This window comes from Coprococcus sp. HCN-4056 (genome assembly GCF_037892645.1).
In the GTDB taxonomy this organism is placed as follows: Bacteria; Bacillota; Clostridia; order Lachnospirales; family Lachnospiraceae; genus Coprococcus; species Coprococcus ammoniilyticus.
On record NZ_JBBKBL010000002.1, the window covers coordinates 40,152 to 59,595 of the forward strand.

Annotated in this window: 17 protein-coding genes; 13 read left to right on the top strand and 4 right to left on the bottom strand. The window is 40.1% G+C overall.

Features of this window, described 5'->3' with window-relative positions; translation table 11 throughout:
- Nucleotide 1 precedes the first annotated feature (1 nt).
- From WKT03_RS02645 to WKT03_RS02665, 5 genes are all read left to right on the top strand, one after another.
- Nucleotides 2–724, top strand: coding sequence for a hypothetical protein (locus tag WKT03_RS02645; protein WP_021944163.1), 723 nt, complete (start codon nucleotides 2–4; stop codon nucleotides 722–724).
- A gap of 209 nt (nucleotides 725–933) precedes the next feature.
- On the top strand, nucleotides 934–2,766 hold the full coding sequence (locus WKT03_RS02650; RefSeq protein ID WP_182428113.1) for a DUF4153 domain-containing protein: 1,833 nt from the start codon (nucleotides 934–936) through the stop codon (nucleotides 2,764–2,766).
- A gap of 143 nt (nucleotides 2,767–2,909) precedes the next feature.
- The gene (locus WKT03_RS02655) at nucleotides 2,910–3,581 is read left to right on the top strand and encodes a hypothetical protein (protein WP_117807478.1); all 672 of its coding nucleotides are present in this window, start codon (nucleotides 2,910–2,912) and stop codon (nucleotides 3,579–3,581) included.
- A gap of 178 nt (nucleotides 3,582–3,759) precedes the next feature.
- The gene (locus WKT03_RS02660; RefSeq protein WP_117822580.1) at nucleotides 3,760–4,623 is read left to right on the top strand and encodes a DegV family protein; all 864 of its coding nucleotides are present in this window, start codon (nucleotides 3,760–3,762) and stop codon (nucleotides 4,621–4,623) included.
- Between the two features lie 177 nt (nucleotides 4,624–4,800).
- Nucleotides 4,801–5,343, top strand: coding sequence for an NADH peroxidase (locus WKT03_RS02665; protein ID WP_008400622.1), 543 nt, complete (start codon nucleotides 4,801–4,803; stop codon nucleotides 5,341–5,343).
- Between the two features lie 115 nt (nucleotides 5,344–5,458).
- Here WKT03_RS02665 and WKT03_RS02670 read toward each other — a convergent pair whose 3' ends face one another.
- The gene (locus WKT03_RS02670) at nucleotides 5,459–6,334 is read right to left on the bottom strand and encodes a DUF6709 family protein (RefSeq protein ID WP_118675381.1); all 876 of its coding nucleotides are present in this window, start codon (nucleotides 6,332–6,334) and stop codon (nucleotides 5,459–5,461) included.
- Between the two features lie 302 nt (nucleotides 6,335–6,636).
- Between WKT03_RS02670 and WKT03_RS02675 the strand changes: the two genes are divergently transcribed.
- The 6 genes from WKT03_RS02675 (at nucleotide 6,637) to WKT03_RS02700 (ending at nucleotide 14,886) form a co-directional block, all read left to right on the top strand.
- Nucleotides 6,637–7,329 carry a VanZ family protein gene (locus WKT03_RS02675; RefSeq protein WP_118484093.1) on the top strand — a complete coding sequence of 231 codons (693 nt, stop codon included), beginning with the start codon at nucleotides 6,637–6,639 and terminating at the stop codon, nucleotides 7,327–7,329.
- A 104-nt stretch (nucleotides 7,330–7,433) separates the two neighbouring features.
- On the top strand, nucleotides 7,434–8,288 hold the full coding sequence (locus WKT03_RS02680) for a chorismate mutase (RefSeq protein ID WP_117822583.1): 855 nt from the start codon (nucleotides 7,434–7,436) through the stop codon (nucleotides 8,286–8,288).
- Between the two features lie 26 nt (nucleotides 8,289–8,314).
- Nucleotides 8,315–9,235, top strand: coding sequence for an orotidine-5'-phosphate decarboxylase (gene pyrF / locus WKT03_RS02685; protein WP_008400628.1), 921 nt, complete (start codon nucleotides 8,315–8,317; stop codon nucleotides 9,233–9,235).
- A 99-nt stretch (nucleotides 9,236–9,334) separates the two neighbouring features.
- A complete protein-coding gene (locus WKT03_RS02690; protein WP_117807484.1) occupies nucleotides 9,335–10,099 on the top strand; it encodes a dihydroorotate dehydrogenase electron transfer subunit in 765 nt (254 codons plus the stop codon).
- A complete protein-coding gene (locus WKT03_RS02695) occupies nucleotides 10,099–11,010 on the top strand; it encodes a dihydroorotate dehydrogenase (protein ID WP_008400631.1) in 912 nt (303 codons plus the stop codon). The genes WKT03_RS02690 and WKT03_RS02695 overlap by 1 nt, the downstream gene beginning before the upstream one ends.
- A 54-nt stretch (nucleotides 11,011–11,064) precedes the next feature.
- Complete coding sequence (locus WKT03_RS02700) at nucleotides 11,065–14,886, top strand: bifunctional diguanylate cyclase/phosphodiesterase (RefSeq protein ID WP_340390888.1); 3,822 nt, start codon at nucleotides 11,065–11,067, stop codon at nucleotides 14,884–14,886.
- Between the two features lie 165 nt (nucleotides 14,887–15,051).
- Here WKT03_RS02700 and WKT03_RS02705 read toward each other — a convergent pair whose 3' ends face one another.
- Genes WKT03_RS02705 through WKT03_RS02715 form a run of 3 tightly spaced genes read right to left on the bottom strand, consistent with a single transcriptional unit; the run spans nucleotide 15,052 to nucleotide 17,449 of the window.
- A complete protein-coding gene (locus tag WKT03_RS02705; RefSeq protein WP_117807487.1) occupies nucleotides 15,052–15,255 on the bottom strand; it encodes a hypothetical protein in 204 nt (67 codons plus the stop codon).
- Nucleotides 15,256–15,270: 15 nt separating this feature from the next.
- Complete coding sequence (gltS, locus tag WKT03_RS02710) at nucleotides 15,271–16,458, bottom strand: sodium/glutamate symporter (protein WP_008400636.1); 1,188 nt, start codon at nucleotides 16,456–16,458, stop codon at nucleotides 15,271–15,273.
- 25 nt (nucleotides 16,459–16,483) lie between these two features.
- A complete protein-coding gene (locus tag WKT03_RS02715) occupies nucleotides 16,484–17,449 on the bottom strand; it encodes a TAXI family TRAP transporter solute-binding subunit (protein WP_118675379.1) in 966 nt (321 codons plus the stop codon).
- A 240-nt stretch (nucleotides 17,450–17,689) separates the two neighbouring features.
- Between WKT03_RS02715 and pyrE the strand changes: the two genes are divergently transcribed.
- Both pyrE and WKT03_RS02725 read left to right on the top strand, forming a co-directional pair.
- A complete protein-coding gene (pyrE, locus tag WKT03_RS02720) occupies nucleotides 17,690–18,364 on the top strand; it encodes an orotate phosphoribosyltransferase (RefSeq protein WP_044944879.1) in 675 nt (224 codons plus the stop codon).
- Nucleotides 18,365–18,381: 17 nt separating this feature from the next.
- On the top strand, nucleotides 18,382–19,251 hold the full coding sequence (locus WKT03_RS02725) for a methionyl aminopeptidase (RefSeq protein ID WP_008400640.1): 870 nt from the start codon (nucleotides 18,382–18,384) through the stop codon (nucleotides 19,249–19,251).
- Nucleotides 19,252–19,444: the final 193 nt, after the last annotated feature.

A 19,444-nucleotide genomic window follows, 5' to 3' on the forward strand; every position in this document is an offset into this window, starting at 1 on the left:
AATGGGAACAGATATTACAATAGAAGTTCTATATGGAGAATTTGCCAATCTTTTCGGTGAATTACAGAACGTAAATTATTTAAAAGACTGTATGCCGGAGGCAACAGTTATTTATACCGGCTTATATGATAAACCGGCATTTACAGAGGGCAGGGCAAACCTTGTATATATGGGAGCAATGACAGAGAATCAGCAGGAATTGGCGATTCAGGCATTGAAACCATATAAGAAAGAGCTGGAAGAGCAAATCGAGGCTGGAACAGTATTTCTCTTTACCGGGAATGCAGTCGAGATCGTTGAACAGTACATTGAGAATGAAGATGGAAGTCGAATAGAAGGACTTGGTATTTTTAATACCTATGCAAAGAGAGATATGATGCATAGATATCATTCTCTTGTATTTGGACAGTATGAAGATATAAAGCTGGTTGGTTTTAAAGCGCAGTTCAGTCATTCTTATGGAGATAATTCAAAGGATTATTTCTATGATGTGATTCGCGGGGATGGTTTTCATCCGGGAATAAAACAAGAAGGTTTGAAGAGAAAGAATTTCTTTGCAACATATACAGTTGGACCATTTCTTATTATGAATCCGTTGTTTGTGAAATATCTGATGCAATTACTTGGTATAAAAGAACCGGTTCTTGCGTATGAATCCGTTATTATGGAAGCATACAGACAGCGTTTGGAAGAGTTTGAAGATGAAAAATTAAAATATCAGTAAGAGAATATAAAGGAAAAACTTCCGGATATGACCTTGTATTGTAAAACAGAGGTTCCTATCCGGAAGTTTTTATTTTACAAAGTTATCAGGAGAGTTGGCGTTTTTGCTATATAAGTATATTAACAAATATTCACTTGACAAAAAACAGGTAACATGAAACTATGGATGTAGGATTTTTTGTTACAGGAAGGAATGGGAGGTTACTTAATATGGATATAAATAATACACCGCCAAATTTTGGAGAACAGCCGAATTATAATAATGTACCGCCAAACTATAATAATGTGCCACCAAACTTTGGAGGACAGCCAAACTATAATAATGTGCCACCAAACTTTGGAGGACAGCCAAACTATAATAATGTACCACCGAATTTTGGAGGACAATCAAACTATAATAATGTGCCGCCAAATTTTGGATGGCAGTCAAATTACGATTATAAGCCGAGAAGATCAAGACCGGGGGTATCGCCCGAACGGTTTGAGATTTTTGGCGGTTTTGCGTTTGGTTATGCCATGATCTACAGTGTGCTGATGTACCGGAATTATGCAAGTATCTGTGCTGTATTCATGGCAGTTATGACCGTTTTGTTTATGAGTTTCAGTATCATGCGCCATGAGAAGAATCTGCCGGTAAATGACGGAGAATCGTTATCTTTTGGGAAACTTTTTGGAAAGCAGACGAAGCTGATTCCGCATTATGCAGGTATCCTTTTGCTTGGGGTATCAGTTTGCAGGACCGATGATTCATTTTTGATCGTTTTGGATCATCTTTGCATTTTATTCCTTGTGTGTGCAGGGCTTCTCCGGTATTTTGATGATCTTAAAAACATGGGATTTGTCGAATATGGTCTTACGGTTATCGAGAAGATGGCAGAGCCGTTTACCTGTTTTGACCGTTTTTTCTCAGACTACAGACAATATAACAGAGAACATGAAAATGCAAGAAAACGTGCGAAATTTGTCTATATTCTGATCGGTGTTGTCGTTGCGATTCCGTTGCTGTTCGTAATGATCAGCCTGCTTTCCAGTGCAGATCAGATCTTTGGAGATGCAGTTGAAACATTACTTGGAAATATTTTCCTATCATGGGATGCAATCTGGTTTCTTGTATTTGCATTTGCGGCGTTATTATTTACATATGGTATCATTGTGTCAGCACCGTTTGGAAGCAGATATCACAGACAGACAAAAGAAGGAACACATGAACCGATCATTGCGATCACGGCAATGGGACTGCTTACCCTGGTGTATCTGTTGTTTTCAGTGATCCAGATCCTATATCTGTTTACAAATAATATGTCACTGCCGGATGATATGACTTATGCGGAATATGCCAGACAGGGATTCTTCCAGCTTATGTTCGTATCGGTGCTGAATGTGATACTGGTGCTGATCTGTCATGCAATCTTTCGTAAAAGCACAGTGCTTAATATCGTACTGACTATTATGTCAGCCTGTACCTATGTGATGATCGCATCCTCGGCGCTTCGTATGACTATGTATATCAAAGCATATGATCTTACTTATATGAGAATACTGGTGTTTGCAGCACTGGCTGTTCTTGCTGTGGTACTTGCAGGAGTGATCGTCAGAATCTATACTGACCATTTCCCGCTGGTACGTTATTCGATGTTTGTGATCGTTACTGTATATATCATCGTATCGTTCCTTCGTCCGGCTTATCTGGTTGCCAGATATAATCTGGAAAATCAGGATCCGAAGGATGTGGATTTCCGGTATGTGACGTCACTTGGTGCAGATGGAGCGGAAGAAGTATATGAGTTCATTGTAGATAACTATATGACGGGACAGGATGATGATTACTACGAGTACGATAACTACCAATACGACGATTATTATAACAAATATAATAATTATAAGGATATCAAGGGATTCTCGTATAACAGAATGGAATGGTATTTTAATGGAATTCGGGATACCTATAAAGAAAAAGGTGCGATCCGTGGATTTAACTTTTCAAGGAACAAGGCAGAGAAGTATGCAAAACGTTTCTTTAAATGGTACGGGAAAGAAGAATAAAGTGCGTTAAATTAAGATTAAAATACGTTGCACCTATTGTAAAAAAATGGGAAATAGTATAAAATAAAACTAAATTTGGGGCATACAGATGAGAGGTCAGAATGCCGCCGGATAAAAGATGATTTTATGGAGGTAGTAGAAAAATGAAAAAAGCAACAAAGAGATTATTAGCTGCATTTTTAGCCCTTGCAATGGTATTCACATTATTAGCAGTACCTGCAACAAGCATGAAGGATGTCAGCGCTGCAACCAGTAAGACTGTGTATATTAACCCGTATAGTGACAGAGTCGTTTCCTATAAGCCGGGACGTGTAACTCAGGCATCCGGTGTTATCAGTATCATGGGATGTACAAAGGCATCTCAGATCAAAAAGTTAAAATGTTCAAACAAGAACATGAAAGTATCAGCCAAAGATGGATATATTCGTGTAGACTATGGAAAGAAAGCTGGTAAGGCAACTATTACATGTACAGTAAAGGGTGTTAAGCTGAAAACTACATTTACTGTAAAGAAATATACCAATCCTGTAAGTTCAATCAAGATTGGAAGCAAGAATTATACATCAAGCTTTGCAAAGAATACTTACACCTATACTTCAAAGAAAGTATCAAAGAAGACACTGAGCGTAAAGGCTAAAAAGGGATGGACCATTAAGTCAGTCAGCGTATATAATGGTGGAAGCAAATATTATAATGTAAATAAATCCAGTTATTCCAAGAAGATTACATTAAGTAAGAAATATTCAGATGTGATCGTTGTTATGTACCAGAAGAGTACAGGACTTACAGAGTCTTTAATGGTAACATACAGATAATTAAAACATAGAATTAATGAAAAGGTGTTGATATATATATCAGAACAGATTATATGTCAGCACCTTTTTGTTGTGCCTGTTTATAAGGTGTGGTATACTTTACATAGCGATTTGGTAAAATATATCATGTGGTTTTAAAAACCATATTTGCCATAAAATGGTAATGGAGGATGTTAAAATGAATGATTATGTTATATTGACAGATTCATCCTGTGATCTGCCGGATGATATCGTGAAGAAATATCAACTGGAGATCTTACAGCTTGATTTTATTGTTGAGGGCGAGGGAAGTTTTCATAATGATCAGGCAGATATTGAGAAAGTATATAGCAAATTAAGGAATGGGGCAAATATCAAGACTTCTGCAGCAAATATCTCGCAGGCATCGGAGGCAATAGAAGCTTTATTTAATCAGAAGAAAGATATCTTATATCTGGGCTTTTCATCCGGGCTTAGTTCTACTTATCAGACCGTGTATATGGCCGGTCAGGAATTGATGGAGGAGTATCCGGAACGAAAGATGGTCAGTGTTGATACTCTTGCGGCATCTATGGGACAGGGACTTTTGGTATACAAAGCATGTCAGGCAAGAGATGAAGGAAAAGGTCTGGAAGAAAATGCACAGTATATCGAAGATATAAAATTAAAACTGTGTCACTGGTTTACAGTAGACGATCTGTTTTTCTTAAAAAGAGGCGGACGAGTATCCGGTGTGACAGCGACAGTTGGCACAATGCTGTCGATCAAGCCGATCCTGCATGTGGATGACGAGGGACATCTGATCAATGTAAGTAAGGTCAGAGGAAGAAAAGCAGCGATCACAGAGCTTGCAAACCGGATGGAGAAGCTGGCGGTACATCCGGAAGATCAGGATATTTTTATCAGTCATGGTGATTGTATAGAAGATGCAGAGAAACTTGCTTCTATTATTAAAGAGCGGTTCGGAAATGACAGGATCACGATATCCTATGTCGGTCCGGTGATCGGAGCACATTCGGGTCCGGGAACACTGGCATTGTTCTTCCTTGGAGAACACAGATAAACAGCTTCTTACAGAATAAGGATAGCCGGAACAAAGTTTGATTAAATAAAAAAATAATTGAGAATCATTCCTAATAACTATTGACATTTATCAAAAATTGTGTAAAATAGAATCATAGAAATTGATAACGTTTCTCAATAAGAATAATAATAGCAAAAAGCAAAGGAGATTTTAATTATGGCAAAGTTTGTATGTAGTGTATGTGGATATGTATATGAAGGAGAAGAAGCTCCTGCACAGTGCCCTGTATGTAAGGCACCTGCTGAGAAGTTTATCAAACAGAGTGATGATAAGACATGGGCATCTGAGCATGTTGTAGGTGTAGCACAGGGTGCACCGGAAGATATCATGGAAGATTTAAGAGCAAACTTCCAGGGCGAATGTTCAGAAGTTGGTATGTACCTTGCAATGGCTCGTGTAGCATTCAGAGAAGGCTATCCTGAGATTGGTAATTACTGGGAGAAGGCAGCTTATGAAGAAGCAGAGCATGCAGCTAAGTTTGCAGAGCTTCTTGGTGAAGTAGTTACAGATTCAACAAAGAAGAACCTTGAGATGAGAGTAGAAGCAGAGCATGGTGCAACTGCCGGTAAGACAGATCTTGCAAAACGTGCAAAAGCACTGAATCTGGATGCAATCCATGATACTGTTCATGAGATGGCAAGGGATGAGGCAAGACATGGAAAGGCATTTGAAGGTCTCTTAAAGAGATACTTCGGTTAATCATTCTATGAATGATCGTGCAGAATAGCACAGAACACTAATTAAGAAGTAAATATATAATACACTCTAATAAAAAATCCGGCTGACAGGAATTTCCCATCAGTCGGATTTTGTGTTAGTCTTTCAATTTAAAAGATGAAGTTCCATCGCCATCAAAGGTGTCAGGATCTAAGCCGCTTGTGGTTGCTTCAGATGTATTGTTATCTGAAAATGGAGTCGTTGGCTCCTGTGCATTGGGATCGGCATAGCCTGAATTCATGCTAGTGTTCATATCAGGAGTTGTTGGATTGCCATAAGCACCGGTATATGGTTCTGGCTGGATATCCGGACCGTATACAGTGTTCTTGTGACGGATAATACCTAATATAATGAGCAGGATACCAAGACCGAGAACTACAAGACCAATAATGATAGATGTACGGCATCCCTCTTTTGTCATGATCTTAATATAGTATGGAAGCATATAAGAATCCAGTGTAGCTTTTTCTGTGGAGGTAAGAGTGATATCATAGGCAGATTCATACATGTCGTAGATATAATTTCTCATATATCCCATAATCTCACTGTCTGATTTGCATAATTTGCCGATGTAGTGTAATGTACCCGGATCTGCACCTGACTGGGACCAGGTGTAATCGGATAAAGCTTCAAGCTCAGACTTTTTTGATTCAGCAATATTCAGTCCAATGTAGTATTCGTTGTCTTTAAGTGCACTTATCAGATAATACTGGTCTGTTGTTCTTTTGAATACATAATTTGTAGTTTCAACATTCTCACAGAAAGAATAAAAAGCATAGTCAACATCAATCTCTACATATTTTCCGGCATCCAGATCCTTTTCAGATGCGGTATTCAGATTGAGCAGATCCCCATTCAGTTTGCTGTAATCCCGGATTCCCTGAAAGGCAAATACGATCCCGATGATTATCAATATAATGCCTGGAATCAGGAGATCGGAAAATTTCTTCGTCCTCTTATTTTTGTTAAACATATAATGTCCTCCCATTTTTGTTTTTGTGAGCAAAATTCTTCTTTTTGTAGTACAATAGAATACAAGTTACGCTCTTTTGAAATTTTATCAAATCCGCCATTTTTCGACAATGTGAAATCTGCTGAAAAAAAGCAGCTATTATAAAGGTATACGGGATGTTTGAATATTATTTTTTGGATAATTTGACCAAAGTAAATTATTTTAGAAAAACACGGGAGAAGAAATGGCAAGATGAAAGAACAGTAAGGTAAAAGAATAAAGAATGAGTCGAATGAACATATCAGAAAAGGATTTAGACAGAGATGCAGAAGAATAATTCAACAAATAAAGCAAAATCCACAAATGCAAATAAAGCTAAAACTTCAGGCGGATCAAGAACAACAAATAGAAAAGCAAATAAAAATACAGACAGATCGGCAAACAGTAAGTTCTCATCAGGAAAAAGAAAGCAGAATACAGCAGAAAGTAAAAAAAAGTTTCTTTATATAATTCCGGTTATCATATGGATGGTATTTATATTCTATATGTCAGGAAAGACCGGACAGGAATCCTCCGGACAGAGTGGGAAGATCAGTTTGTTTATAACAAATCTCTTGGAAAAGGTACGGCAGGATTCACCGCAGGAGATGCAGAATCTACAAGATATTCTGGAGCTTGTTATAAGAAAGACTGCACATATGACAGAATATGCGATCCTGTTCTTACTTTCATATCTGGCAACGGTGAAGATATCCATGAGCCAGAGCAGATTTTATAACAGAAGCATAGCTGTCTTAATTTCGTTATTATATGCATGTTCGGATGAGATGCATCAGTTATTGGTTCCGGGCAGGAGCGGAAAAATGATCGATGTCGGGATCGATATGGCAGGAGTGTTGATTGTTCTAATATGTATGATTCTGTCTAAGAATACGAAATGGAAGATCATTTGTGGAGTACTTTTGGGAGTGCTGTTGGTTGCAGCATTTGTCGTTCTGCTATTTGTCCCGTTTTGAAAAACTGACGCAGGACTTCGATCATTTCCGTGTGCAGCGGTTTACTTCATGCTGAAAAAATGATATATTAATGAATATATGTTATGCCAAAAGGAGCCGGAGAAATGACATTAGAGGAAGTTAGAAAGCAGATCGACGTGGTTGATAAGCAGATCAAGTCGCTGTTTAAGGAACGAATGATACTTGCAGATCAAGTCGCAAGGGTAAAGGCGGAATCAGAGGATGCTATATATAAGCCGGATCGGGAAGAAGCGATCATAACGAAGCTGACCGGGGATGTAGACGACAGCATCAAGAAAGAATATACGGCACTGATCAAGCGTATTATGGAGGTCAGCAGAAAGTATCAGTATGGGAGAACATTAGAACTTCGTAATTGTCTGAATGTATCGTTTGTGACGGAGGAACCGAAGGTAAAGAAGCTTGCCATGCTGAAACATGAACTTTACATATGTCAGGGCTATTCCAGAGATCTGGTAAATACGGTCAGTGATTATGAACAGGTCATGGAGCTGATCCGGAAGGATGAAGCAGATGCCGGAATGGGTATATTTGAGGATATCAGCTATGGCGTATCGGATTCCCTGCATGAAGCACTTGCCATGAATGATCTCTATATTTACAGGTGTGATGAGGTGTTGGACGAGGGACACCGGAAGAAGGTCGTTACATTCGGGAAACAACTGGTAGTTCTGCCGGAGCATAACCGGTTAAAGATCGTATTTGTATGCAAGAATAAGAGCGGAAGTCTGGCGAGTGTATTATCGATGATATCCGATTATGGCGTGAATCTGACCGAGATCCATTCGGTGCCGTTCCGTGGAGGAGAATGGAATTATCGGTTTTATATCGAGTTAAACGGAAACCTGCTTCAGAAAGAGATCCAGGCACTTGTATTCCAGTTGATAAATGAGACAGAGACATTTAAGATACTTGGAAGCTATTATTGTGAACAATAAATTTTTATATATAAGGGAGAAAAGACATGATAGACAAATTAGTAAAAAAAATCAAAGAGACAAAGGCACCGATCGTTGTTGGACTGGATCCGATGCTTTCCTATGTGCCGGAATATATAAAGAAGACAGCATTTGATGAATATGGTGAGACTTTAGAGGGCGCAGCGGAAGCCATCTGGCAGTACAATAAGGGTATTGTGGACGCAGTTCATGATCTGATCCCTGCTGTTAAGCCGCAGATTGCTATGTATGAGCAGTTTGGTATCGAGGGCTTAAAGGTATTCCAGAAGACGGTTGATTATTGTAAGTCAAAGGATCTGGTTGTGATCGCAGATATTAAAAGAGGCGATATCGGATCAACATCTGCAGCATATGCAGTCGGACATCTTGGAAAGGTTGCGGTCGGAAGTAAGACATATTCCGTATTTGGTGAAGATTTTGCAACTGTAAATCCATATCTTGGTACCGATGGAATCAAGCCTTTTGTAGATGTATGTAAGGAAGAGAAGAAGGGAATCTTTGTACTGGTCAAGACATCAAATCCTTCATCCGGTGAATTCCAGGATCGTCTGATCGATGGTAAGCCGTTATATGAGCTGGTTGGCGCTATGGTTAATGAATGGGGCAAAGATACGATCGGTGAGAGCGGTTACAGCAGTGTCGGTGCTGTTGTAGGAGCAACGTATCCAGAGATGGGTAAGGTACTTCGTAAGATCATGCCGAAGTCATTTATTCTTGTTCCGGGCTACGGAGCACAGGGCGGTAAGGCTGCTGATCTGGTACATTATTTCAATGAAGACGGACTTGGTGCGATCGTAAATTCATCCAGAGGGATCATTGCAGCATACAAGCAGGAGAAATATGCTTCATTTGGCGAAGCAAATTATGCAGATGCTTCCCGTCAGGCTGTTGTTGATATGATCGAAGATATCAACAGCGTATTATAAATATCGGATTTATCAGAAAAACAGTATGCAGTACACGATGCGTGGTGATAGTGGAGGCGTACAGATCATATGCAAGAGATCACGGGAGGACATAGATACATGGGAAAAGTAAAGATAACAGCAGAGGTTGTGAGCCAGACCTGTATAGCAACAGATATATATAGTCTGATCCTGAAAGCAGGGGAGATTGTATCGCAGGCGGTTGCAGGTCAGTTTGTTTCTGTATATTCAAAGGATGGAAGTCGCATGCTTCCAAGACCGATCAGTTTATGTGGAATTGATAAAGAAGCAGGTACGCTTCGTCTGGTATATCGTATCGCTGGAAAGGGAACAAATGAGTTCTCAAAATTACAGGCAGGAGATACGGTTGATATTCTTGGTCCGCTTGGAAATGGCTTTATGAAGGAGTCTGGAAAAGCAATTCTGATCGGTGGAGGAATCGGAATTCCACCGATGCTGCAGCTCGCAAAAGAGCTGGACTGTGAGAAGTCCATCGTACTTGGATACCGGGATGAGCTTTTCTTAAATGAAGAATTTGAACCATATGGTAGTGTGTATCTGTCTTCCGAAGATGGAATGCATGGAACAAAGGGAAATGTAATAGATGCGATCAAAGCATGTGCGGTAACCGGTGATATCATATATGCCTGTGGCCCGACTCCGATGCTTCGGGGAATCAAACAGTATGCGGCAGAGCAGAATATCCGTTGTGAGATTTCATTGGAAGAAAAGATGGCATGTGGTGTAGGTGCCTGTCTTGCCTGTGTCTGTCAGACAAAGAATGTGGATGAGCATTCAAAGGTACACAATGCAAGGATCTGTGCAGATGGTCCTGTCTTTTATGCTGAGGAGGTGGAACTGTAATGAGTAAAGTAAATATGGCGGTAAACATCGCAGGAGTAGAATGGAAGAATCCAATTACAGTTGCATCCGGTACATTTGGTTCAGGTATGGAGTATTCGGAATTTGTCGATCTGAACCGTCTGGGAGCAGTTACGACAAAGGGTGTGGCAAATGTTCCGTGGCCGGGCAATCCGACACCCAGAATTGCAGAGACATATGGCGGAATGATGAATGCCATCGGACTTCAAAATCCGGGTATTGATACTTTTATAAAAAGAGATCTTCCGTTCCTTGCAAAATATGATACAAAAGTGATCGTAAATGTATGCGGAAAGTCAAAGGAAGATTATATAGATGTCGTAGAACGGCTGGCAGATACAGATATTGATATGCTTGAGATGAATGTATCCTGCCCGAATGTAAAAGAGGGAGGAATTGCATTTGGTCAGAAGCCGGAAGCTCTTTATGATATAACACAGGCAGTAAAGAAGGTTGCAAAGCAGCCGGTGATCATGAAGCTCAGTCCGAATGTTACAGATATTACTGAGATGGCAAGAGCTGCGGAAGCAGGCGGAGCAGATGCGCTGTCACTTATTAATACACTTACAGGCATGAAGATTGATGTTAAGCGTCGTACATTTGCTGTAAAGAATAAGACTGCCGGGGTATCAGGTCCCGCGATCCATCCGATCGCAGTACGGATGGTGTATCAGGTCGCAAATGCTGTCAAGCTTCCGATCATAGGCATGGGCGGTATCGCTACGACTGAGGATGCTCTCGAAATGATCATGGCAGGTGCATCGGCAATTGCAGTCGGCACAGCAAACTTCAATAATCCATATGCAACAGTGGAGATTACAGATGGAATTGAGAAGTATCTGATCGAGAATCAGATTGATGATATAAATGAGTTGATTGGGTGTGTAAAATAAAAGATATTGGGTTATCTGCTTTACAGGATGTATTGGGGAGGCAGTTAGTTGGTTATGGAAAAACAATTTGAGGAAATTATATATTCCAGATATCAGGCACGTATCAGAGATATGAAGATTCTAAAGGTAGATGAGGGATTTGAACAGATCCTTGGTTATTCCGCGGAAGATGTAGAGCGCTTACAGCTTCATGTAAAGGATATTATGCTGGATGAAGATTGGGAGGATTATACAAAGATCATCTATGCAAAGATGTCGAGCCGGGGAGAAGCATATCTGGGACATCGGTTAAAAAAGAAAAATGGTGAAATTATATATGTATTTTGTTTTGGGAGGGCATTTCAGTCGGAAGAAGGAGAAATGTGCGGGGAGATCCTTATTACAGATATAACAAATACCAAGAAGTTGTCGAAGCAGCTTGAAAATCTGACCGATATCAATTCTGAACTAAATATGGAATTAGCGGATAAGAATCGTATGCTGGAGTCTATTCTCAATAATCTGGCGGGCGGTGTCGGAGTATTTGATATCGGAAATACGAAGATCACAGTAGAATATATCAGTGAGAGCTTTTATAAGATGTTCAACCTGAAAAAAGGTCAGCTTGGTACAGAAGGAAATGAATATATCAATCTGGCATTTGCAGAAGATCGGAAAGAACTGAAACGACAGATTAAGGAGACCTTGTTGTCAAATAAGATGACAATTGGTGAATATCGCTTTATTAATAAAAATAATCCGGAATCATATTATTGGGTGCAGGTATGCCTGTCGCTCCTTGCAGCAAGAAAAAGCGTTTTTTCCATATGCGCTGTTTGTGTAGATATTACGAATAAAAAGAAAGAAGAACTGGAAAAGAGTGCACAGACCGAGATGTTGAAGTTAGTGGCGCAGGGAAGTGATGAACTCTTGTTTACCTATACGGTTGAAGATGACAGCATGGTTATATCTAAATATATGGATGGCAGAACCGTAACGGTTTTTGATGATAAAGATTTTATTGCAAACCTTGCTCAGTGTCAGTTGATCTACTCGGAAGACAAAAAAGAGGTATCAGACGTATTGGCTGAACTGACAGCTGTTAAGGATACCGAAACCGTTGAAATCAGGGTCGATTTTATCGGTAACGGTATGTATCTCTGGCATCGTGCAATGCTTGTCAGTGTTGCTGATACAAACGGTGTGGTAAAAAAGATTGTAGGTAAGTTGTATTCGATTCATGAGGAGAAACTGCAGAGTCAGGAATTAATTCTGCGTGCGGAACGTGATTCCCTTACAGGGGTTTATAATCATAGCACCTTTGTGTCTAAAGTATCCAGGTTTCTTGTGGAATTTGATGAGACGCTGTGTGCACTCTATATGATCGATCTGGATGATTTTAAATTAGTAAATGACGCATTGGGACATTATGCCGGAGATGATTTGTTGTGTGACACAGCAGTTGTTCTGGAGAGTGTTGCAAATACATATGGTGGATTTTGTGGTCGTCTCGGTGGAGATGAATTTTCTATGTTTATTCCGGATATAGTCGATGAAGATACGGCATGTATGGTTGCGAAGACACTTAATAAAGGAATTCGTGCGATTAAATGTAAGGCGGAGCACTCGGCATCAATCGGTATTGCAGTTGATACTATATCAAAGTCATTAAAATTCGATTCTTTATATTATAAAGCAGATCAGGCGTTATATTATTCCAAGCGGCAGGGCAAAGACCGCTGTATGCTTTTCTGTGAGAAGATGGATGAGGCTAAACCGGTATTAAATTCCAAGTTCAGCAGTTATTCGGATGAAGAGGATTATCTGTTGGATGACATCTCAGATGTTGTATATGTAACGGAGATGAATTCTTATAAGCTGCAATATATGAATAAGGCAGCCAAGCTTGGTGTTGGTCTGGATGAAGATGATACTTCTTATATTGACAAGCATTGTTATAAGGTGCTTCAGGGTATGGATCTTCCGTGCAGCTTCTGCACGAATAAGCTGTTATCAACGGAGAAGAGTTTTATCTCGCATCATAAGAATCTCAATAACGGAAAAGAATATGTTTTAAAAGACAGGATTGTAAACTGGCATGGAAGAAAGTGTCGTATGGAGATGGCTGTTGATATTTCTGATGCCGATAAAGTAACACAGGTTCTTTCTAACCGTTATGATATTGAGGATGCGTTGGTATCCAGTATTACACAGATTTCTACAGGAGTAGAGCATTCCTTAAATTACAGCAAACTGTTAGAAACACTTGGAGAGTATTATGGCGCAAAACATGCTTGTCTGGTGGAATGTGATTCCAATAAGTTATATGAATGTCATGAATGGAAATCAGCAAATAGTAATTCGTATGGGAAAAAACTGGAGATCTTTTATAAAGAAACTGTCCGGAAAGAACTGCAGAGTATATCTAGTAAAAAAGGTGCACTGATCATTAATCATATTTCGGACTACCCATACAAAACATCGGATCTGTATTCGTTTTTTTTGGAAAACAGGATATGGTCAATGTATTCTGTTCCGATCAAAGACAATAAGTCTGAGATTATTGGAAGGATCATTATCTTTAATCCGCAGCTTCACAGTGGTGACCTGAAGCTTATGAATCTTTTGTCTTTGTATATTGGAAATGATATTGTCAGCCGGGCGCTTGCAGAAGAACGAAATTATGAAGTGACGCATGATCGTATAACGGGAGCATATAATCGTATCTGCTATATGGATTATATAAACCGCAGACAGAATCTGGAATCAGTGGGTATCGTGATTATTGATATCAATGAAGTGCGTAATATATTTGATGAATTTGGACAGTCCTTTGTTGATAATCTGATGATTGATTATTACAGACTGTTAGATAAGGTATTTCCGAAATCCTGTATTTATCGGATTGGGGATGACGATTTTGCTGTAATTTGTGAGAATATTTCACAGTGTGATTTCCTGGATCAGGTTCGTGCATTGAAAGGTCAGCTTAAGATTGGCGATTTTACGGCATGTATCGGATATGTATGGGATGATTATGAGAAAGATATCAAGCGGATGGAAAACCATGCGTATGATATGCTCTATATGGAGAAACAGAAGTGGTACGATCAGAAGGATGAACATTCTTATAAATGGAGTACATTAACGAGAGAGCTTGTAAAAAAAGACATTAAAGACGGAATGTTCTTTGTGTATTTACAGCCGAAGGTGGACTATTCGAATGGTCGTTGTTATGGTGCAGAAGCTCTGGTGAGATATGCCAAACCGGATAACCTCGCAAATGTGATCGATCGTCTGGAAAAAAGCAGAAATATAAAGTATATGGATCTCTTTGTGCTTGAAAATGTATGTAAAATGCTTATACGTTGGAAAAAAGAAGGGTATAATCTGATCCCGGTCTCCTGTAATTTTTCCAGAATATCTCTGTTGGAAGAAGATATGCCGGAGCGTATCAATGCGATTGTTGAATCTTATGGAGTTCCAAAGGATATGATCGAGATCGAGATTACAGAGTCTGTTGGTGAGATGGAACATGAGATGGTTACCAGAATTGCAAATAAACTGCATACTGCAGGTTTCAGGATTGCCATGGATGACTTTGGAACAAAATATTCCAATGTATCGATTCTTTCTTCTATGAAGTTTGATGTGATCAAGCTGGATCGGAGTATGGTTTATAATATAGACAAGAATATAGCCAGCAGAACGATTCTAAGACATCTGGTTGAGATGTGCACAGATCTTGGAGTGGAATGTATAGCGGAAGGAGTAGAGACCAAGGAACAGGCAGAATACCTGAAGGAAATGGGATGCAACCATATTCAGGGCTATCTGTATAGTAAGCCTGTGGATATCGAATCCTTCGAGCAGGTCTATATGAAAAGAGAAGAATAAATAAAAGACTCCCTATAGACGACATATATATCTTTATTTCGCAGAACACTTTCGTTCTATCTTCACGTAGCGGTGCTAAACTCATCACTTTACAGTGATTCGTTAAGAACCGACGTTCAGATAGGTCTGCTACATAAAATATATATGCTGTCTGTAGGGAGTTTTTTATTTTTTCTTCCGGATATGAACTTCAGGGATGGCGACATCATAGGAGATGTTCGCTTCCTCCTTGGAAGATTCTGTATGTACAGGATTCGAAGTGTCAGCGTCATTCGAATCCGAGTCTGACTGCGTATGAATTTCAGGGATTGCGAGATTGTCGTAAGTCAGATTATAATCTTTTTTCTTATCTTTTCTATGTCCGAACATGAGAATATCCTCCTTTTATAACAGGTTGATGAAGAATGTAATAACAAGGCTGTTGATAAAGTCTGCAAATAAACTGCCAACAAGCGGAATCAGGAGATAGGCTTTTACGGATGGCGAATATTTATCACAGATTGCCTGCATATTTGCCATGGCATTTGGTGTTGCCCCCATTCCAAAACCACAGGTTCCGGCAACCAGAACAGCAGCATCGTAGTCACGTCCCATGATGTTGAATTCAACAAAGTATGTGAACAGACAGATCAGAATAACCTGACTGGTCAGCAGGATAAATAATGGAAGAGCGAGAGATGCAAGCTGCCATAGTTTTAATGTGATCATTGCAATACCGAGGAACAGGGAGAGAGCAATACCGCCAAGATCGTTGATCTCACCCATATGAATCGTGAACTTACCGGAATATTCACCGATATTTCGAATCAGTGCGGCTGCGATCATAGCACCGATGTAGATTGGAAAAGTTAACCCGGTTTTTGTTAGTAACCATGAGAATATCGTTCCGAGTCCTATTGCAAGGATCAATTGAAAAACAGCGGCTGCATACATATTTGTATGACGTTCATGTTTCTTTTCTTCTTCGATCAAAAGGCTGTCATCTTCAGGCACAACCGTTTCTAACAGATTCTTTTTCTCGATCAGTCGTTTTCCGAGTGGACCGCCGATCAGACTTCCGGCGATCAAACCAAAGGTTGCAGCTGCGGTACAGATTGTGGTTGCACCGGATATGTCAAAGTCTTCCAGAACCGGACCGAAGGCACCTGCGGTTCCGTGTCCGCCGACCATTGGGATTGATCCGGTACACATACCGATCAGAGGGTCAAGTCCAAGGATCCTGGACATACCGACAGCAAGCAGGTTTTGAAGTACGATCAGAGCAATAACAAGCCCCAGAAAGACCGCCAGTGATTTGCCACCGCTCTTTAAGACCTTCAGATTTGCCTGAAAACCTACAGAGGTAAAGAAGAATACCATACAGACTTCCCGTAGGGTATCATCAAAGGAAAATTCTGCCAATCCCGTACTGTAACAGATACAGGTGAAGATTGCAAATAAGAGTCCGCCGATAACAGGAGAAGGTATACAGAATTTTTCCAGAAAGAAGATTCTTTTTTTCAAAAATGTTCCAAGCATCAACACAAGGACGGCAATCGCAAGTGTCTGATACATATCTAATTGAATTTTCATAATTACCCTTTCTTATGTTCAGAAATTATCGTACATCAACGGTAATCCCTTTTTCTTTGTAGTAAGCAGCAGCCCCTTTGTGAAATGGGATCGTGATGCCCTTTGTTGCTGCCTGTTCATTTAACTGCATATCGATCGAAAGTGAATATTGCAGATCATTTGCATGTTCAAACAGCAGCCTCGTAAGATCTTCTACAGTATCCTTCGATAAGTCGTTATCTGCAAGCATGACAGCCTGCACACAGACCGTTGATACATCCTCGGTCTGACCGGAATAGGTATTTGCGGGAATGGTAAAATCGGAGTAATACGAATAAGCAGACAATAGCTTATTTTTACAACTGTCGTTAAGTCCGATCAAACGGATATCACAGGTTCTTGTCAGCTCTTCAATGACCGTGGTCTGAATGCCTGCTGTAACAAAGAAAGCATCAATTTCACCGGAAACCAGGCTTTCGGCAGCATCGATATAGTCAAGGTTTGTGGTTTTGACCAGATCGTTATTCAGACCGGCAACCTCAAGGATCTGTTTTGCATTTCGTTCCGTACCGGAATCGGATGCTCCGATGCTTATGGTTTTTCCGGTCAGGTCATCGAGAGACTTGATGTTTGAATCTTTTTTTACAATGATCTGGCAGGCTTCCGGATACAGAGAGGCGATAGCGGAATATCCACTGATGGATTTCCCTACAAATGTGCCTGTGCCGTTTACTGCGTCGTCAATCATATCATTTTGTGCAATACAGAGATCAATGTAACCGTCGGCAAGCAGTCGTAGATTTGCCGCAGATCCGGCAGTCTTCTTTACTTCAATGCTGTAATCAGGGGCATCGTTGTTGAACAGACCGGCATAAGCATTTGCAAAGGTATAATAGATACCGCCGATATCTGCCGCACCGAATCGGATGGCGTCTTTTTTGCTGCTGCATCCTGTTCCGATAGTGGAAATAAGCAGGATCAGACAGAGAAAAAGTGCTGTTTTTTTCTTCATATTGATAAAATTTCCTTTCTAATGTATATATTTTTTCGTAAATATGGTAATATAGGACGGAATTGTTCTAAAGGTATGTCGAAAAATATAGACCTTTGGCTATTGTACAACAATTAGATACAAAATGGAACAGAAAAAATTAACCATTTGTGTTTCGAAACCATTTGTGCTAGAATAAGTTCGAAATGCCTAACTAAAGGGTACATAAATGGTCTGAAATCAAGGAGGAATGAAAGAAAAATGGAACAGTACAAACAGGAATTCATTGAATTTATGATCGATTGTAATGTATTAAAATTTGGAGATTTTACAACAAAGAGTGGAAGAAAAACACCTTTCTTTGTAAATACCGGATTTTACAGAACAGGGGCACAGTTAAAGAGACTGGGTGAGTTCTATGCGGAAGCAATCAACAGTGCGTTTGGTCTTGATTTTGATGTATTGTTTGGACCTGCATACAAGGGAATTCCGCTTTCAGTAGCAACTACCATGTCAATTGCAGAAATGTATGATGAAGACATCAAATATTGCTCAAACAGAAAAGAGATCAAGGATCACGGAGATAAGGGGATCTTACTCGGAAGCCCGATCTCAGATGGTGATAAGGTTGTTATCATTGAAGATGTAACAACAGCCGGAACCTCAATCCAGGAGACTATGCCGATCATTAAGGCACAGGGAGATGTAGATGTTATGGGACTCGTTGTTTCTGTTGACCGTATGGAGCGTGGACAGGGCAAGAAGAGTGCACTGACAGAGATTCAGGAAGAATATGGTATCCAGACAACTGCTATTGTTACAATGGCAGAGGTTGTAGAGCATTTATATAATAAAGAATATAAGGGAAAAGTCATAATCGATGATAAGTTAAAGGCTGCGATCGATGCTTATTATGACATTTATGGCGTAAAGTAGAAACGGTTGGTAGAAAAATGAAACTAGGAAGAAATGATATCTGCTGGTGCGGAAGTGGAAAGAAATACAAATCCTGCCATTTGAACATCGACAGCAAACTGGAAGAAATGAAGCTAAAGGGATATAAGATCCCGACGAGAAGAATGATGCGTTCACCGGAACAGATTGAAGGAATCCGTGTGGCATCCAAGGTAAATACAGAGGTGCTTGATTTCATCACTCCATTTGTAAAAGAAGGAGTATCTACAGGTGAGCTTGATCGAAGAATCTATGAATATACGAAATCAATCAATGCAATACCTGCCTGCCTTGGATATGAAGGATATCCGAAGAGTGTCTGTATATCGATCAACGATGTTGTCTGTCATGGTATCCCGGATGAGAAAACAATCCTGAAAAATGGAGATATTGTCAACATTGACTGTACAACGAAATATAATGGATATTTTGGCGATTCATCCCGTATGTTCATGATCGGAGATGTTGATCCGGTCTGGAAGAAACTGGTAGAGGATACAAAGAAAGCACTGGATCTTGGAGTAGAAGTATGTAAGCCATATTCGACGATCGGTGATATCGGATATGCGATCAATACATTTGCCAAAGAGCAGGGCTATTCTGTCGTCCGTGAGATCGGCGGACATGGTGTGGGACTTGATATCCATGAAGATCCGTATGTCAGCCATATCGGACAGCCGGGCAAGGATTATGTGATTGCTCCAAGCATGACATTTACGATTGAGCCAATGATCAATCTTGGTGTGCCTGATGTATGGCAGGATGCTGATGATGGCTGGACAATTCGTACAGATGATGGCAAGCCATCTGCCCAGTGGGAATACACCCTTCTTATGACCGAGCACGGAATTGAGATTCTGGCAAAATAATACTTTCACATAATTATACAAAACACAGGGATTGCCCCTATACAGACCATAAGCCCCATTATAATATGACATTTAGTGAAGGTTTCGTCGTGAAATGCATATTGCCAGTAAATACGAGCGCTTGTCTGAGCCAACGTTTAGTTGGCGAGTTAGCGCAGGAGTATTTACGAATCAGGCATATGCATTGAACAGA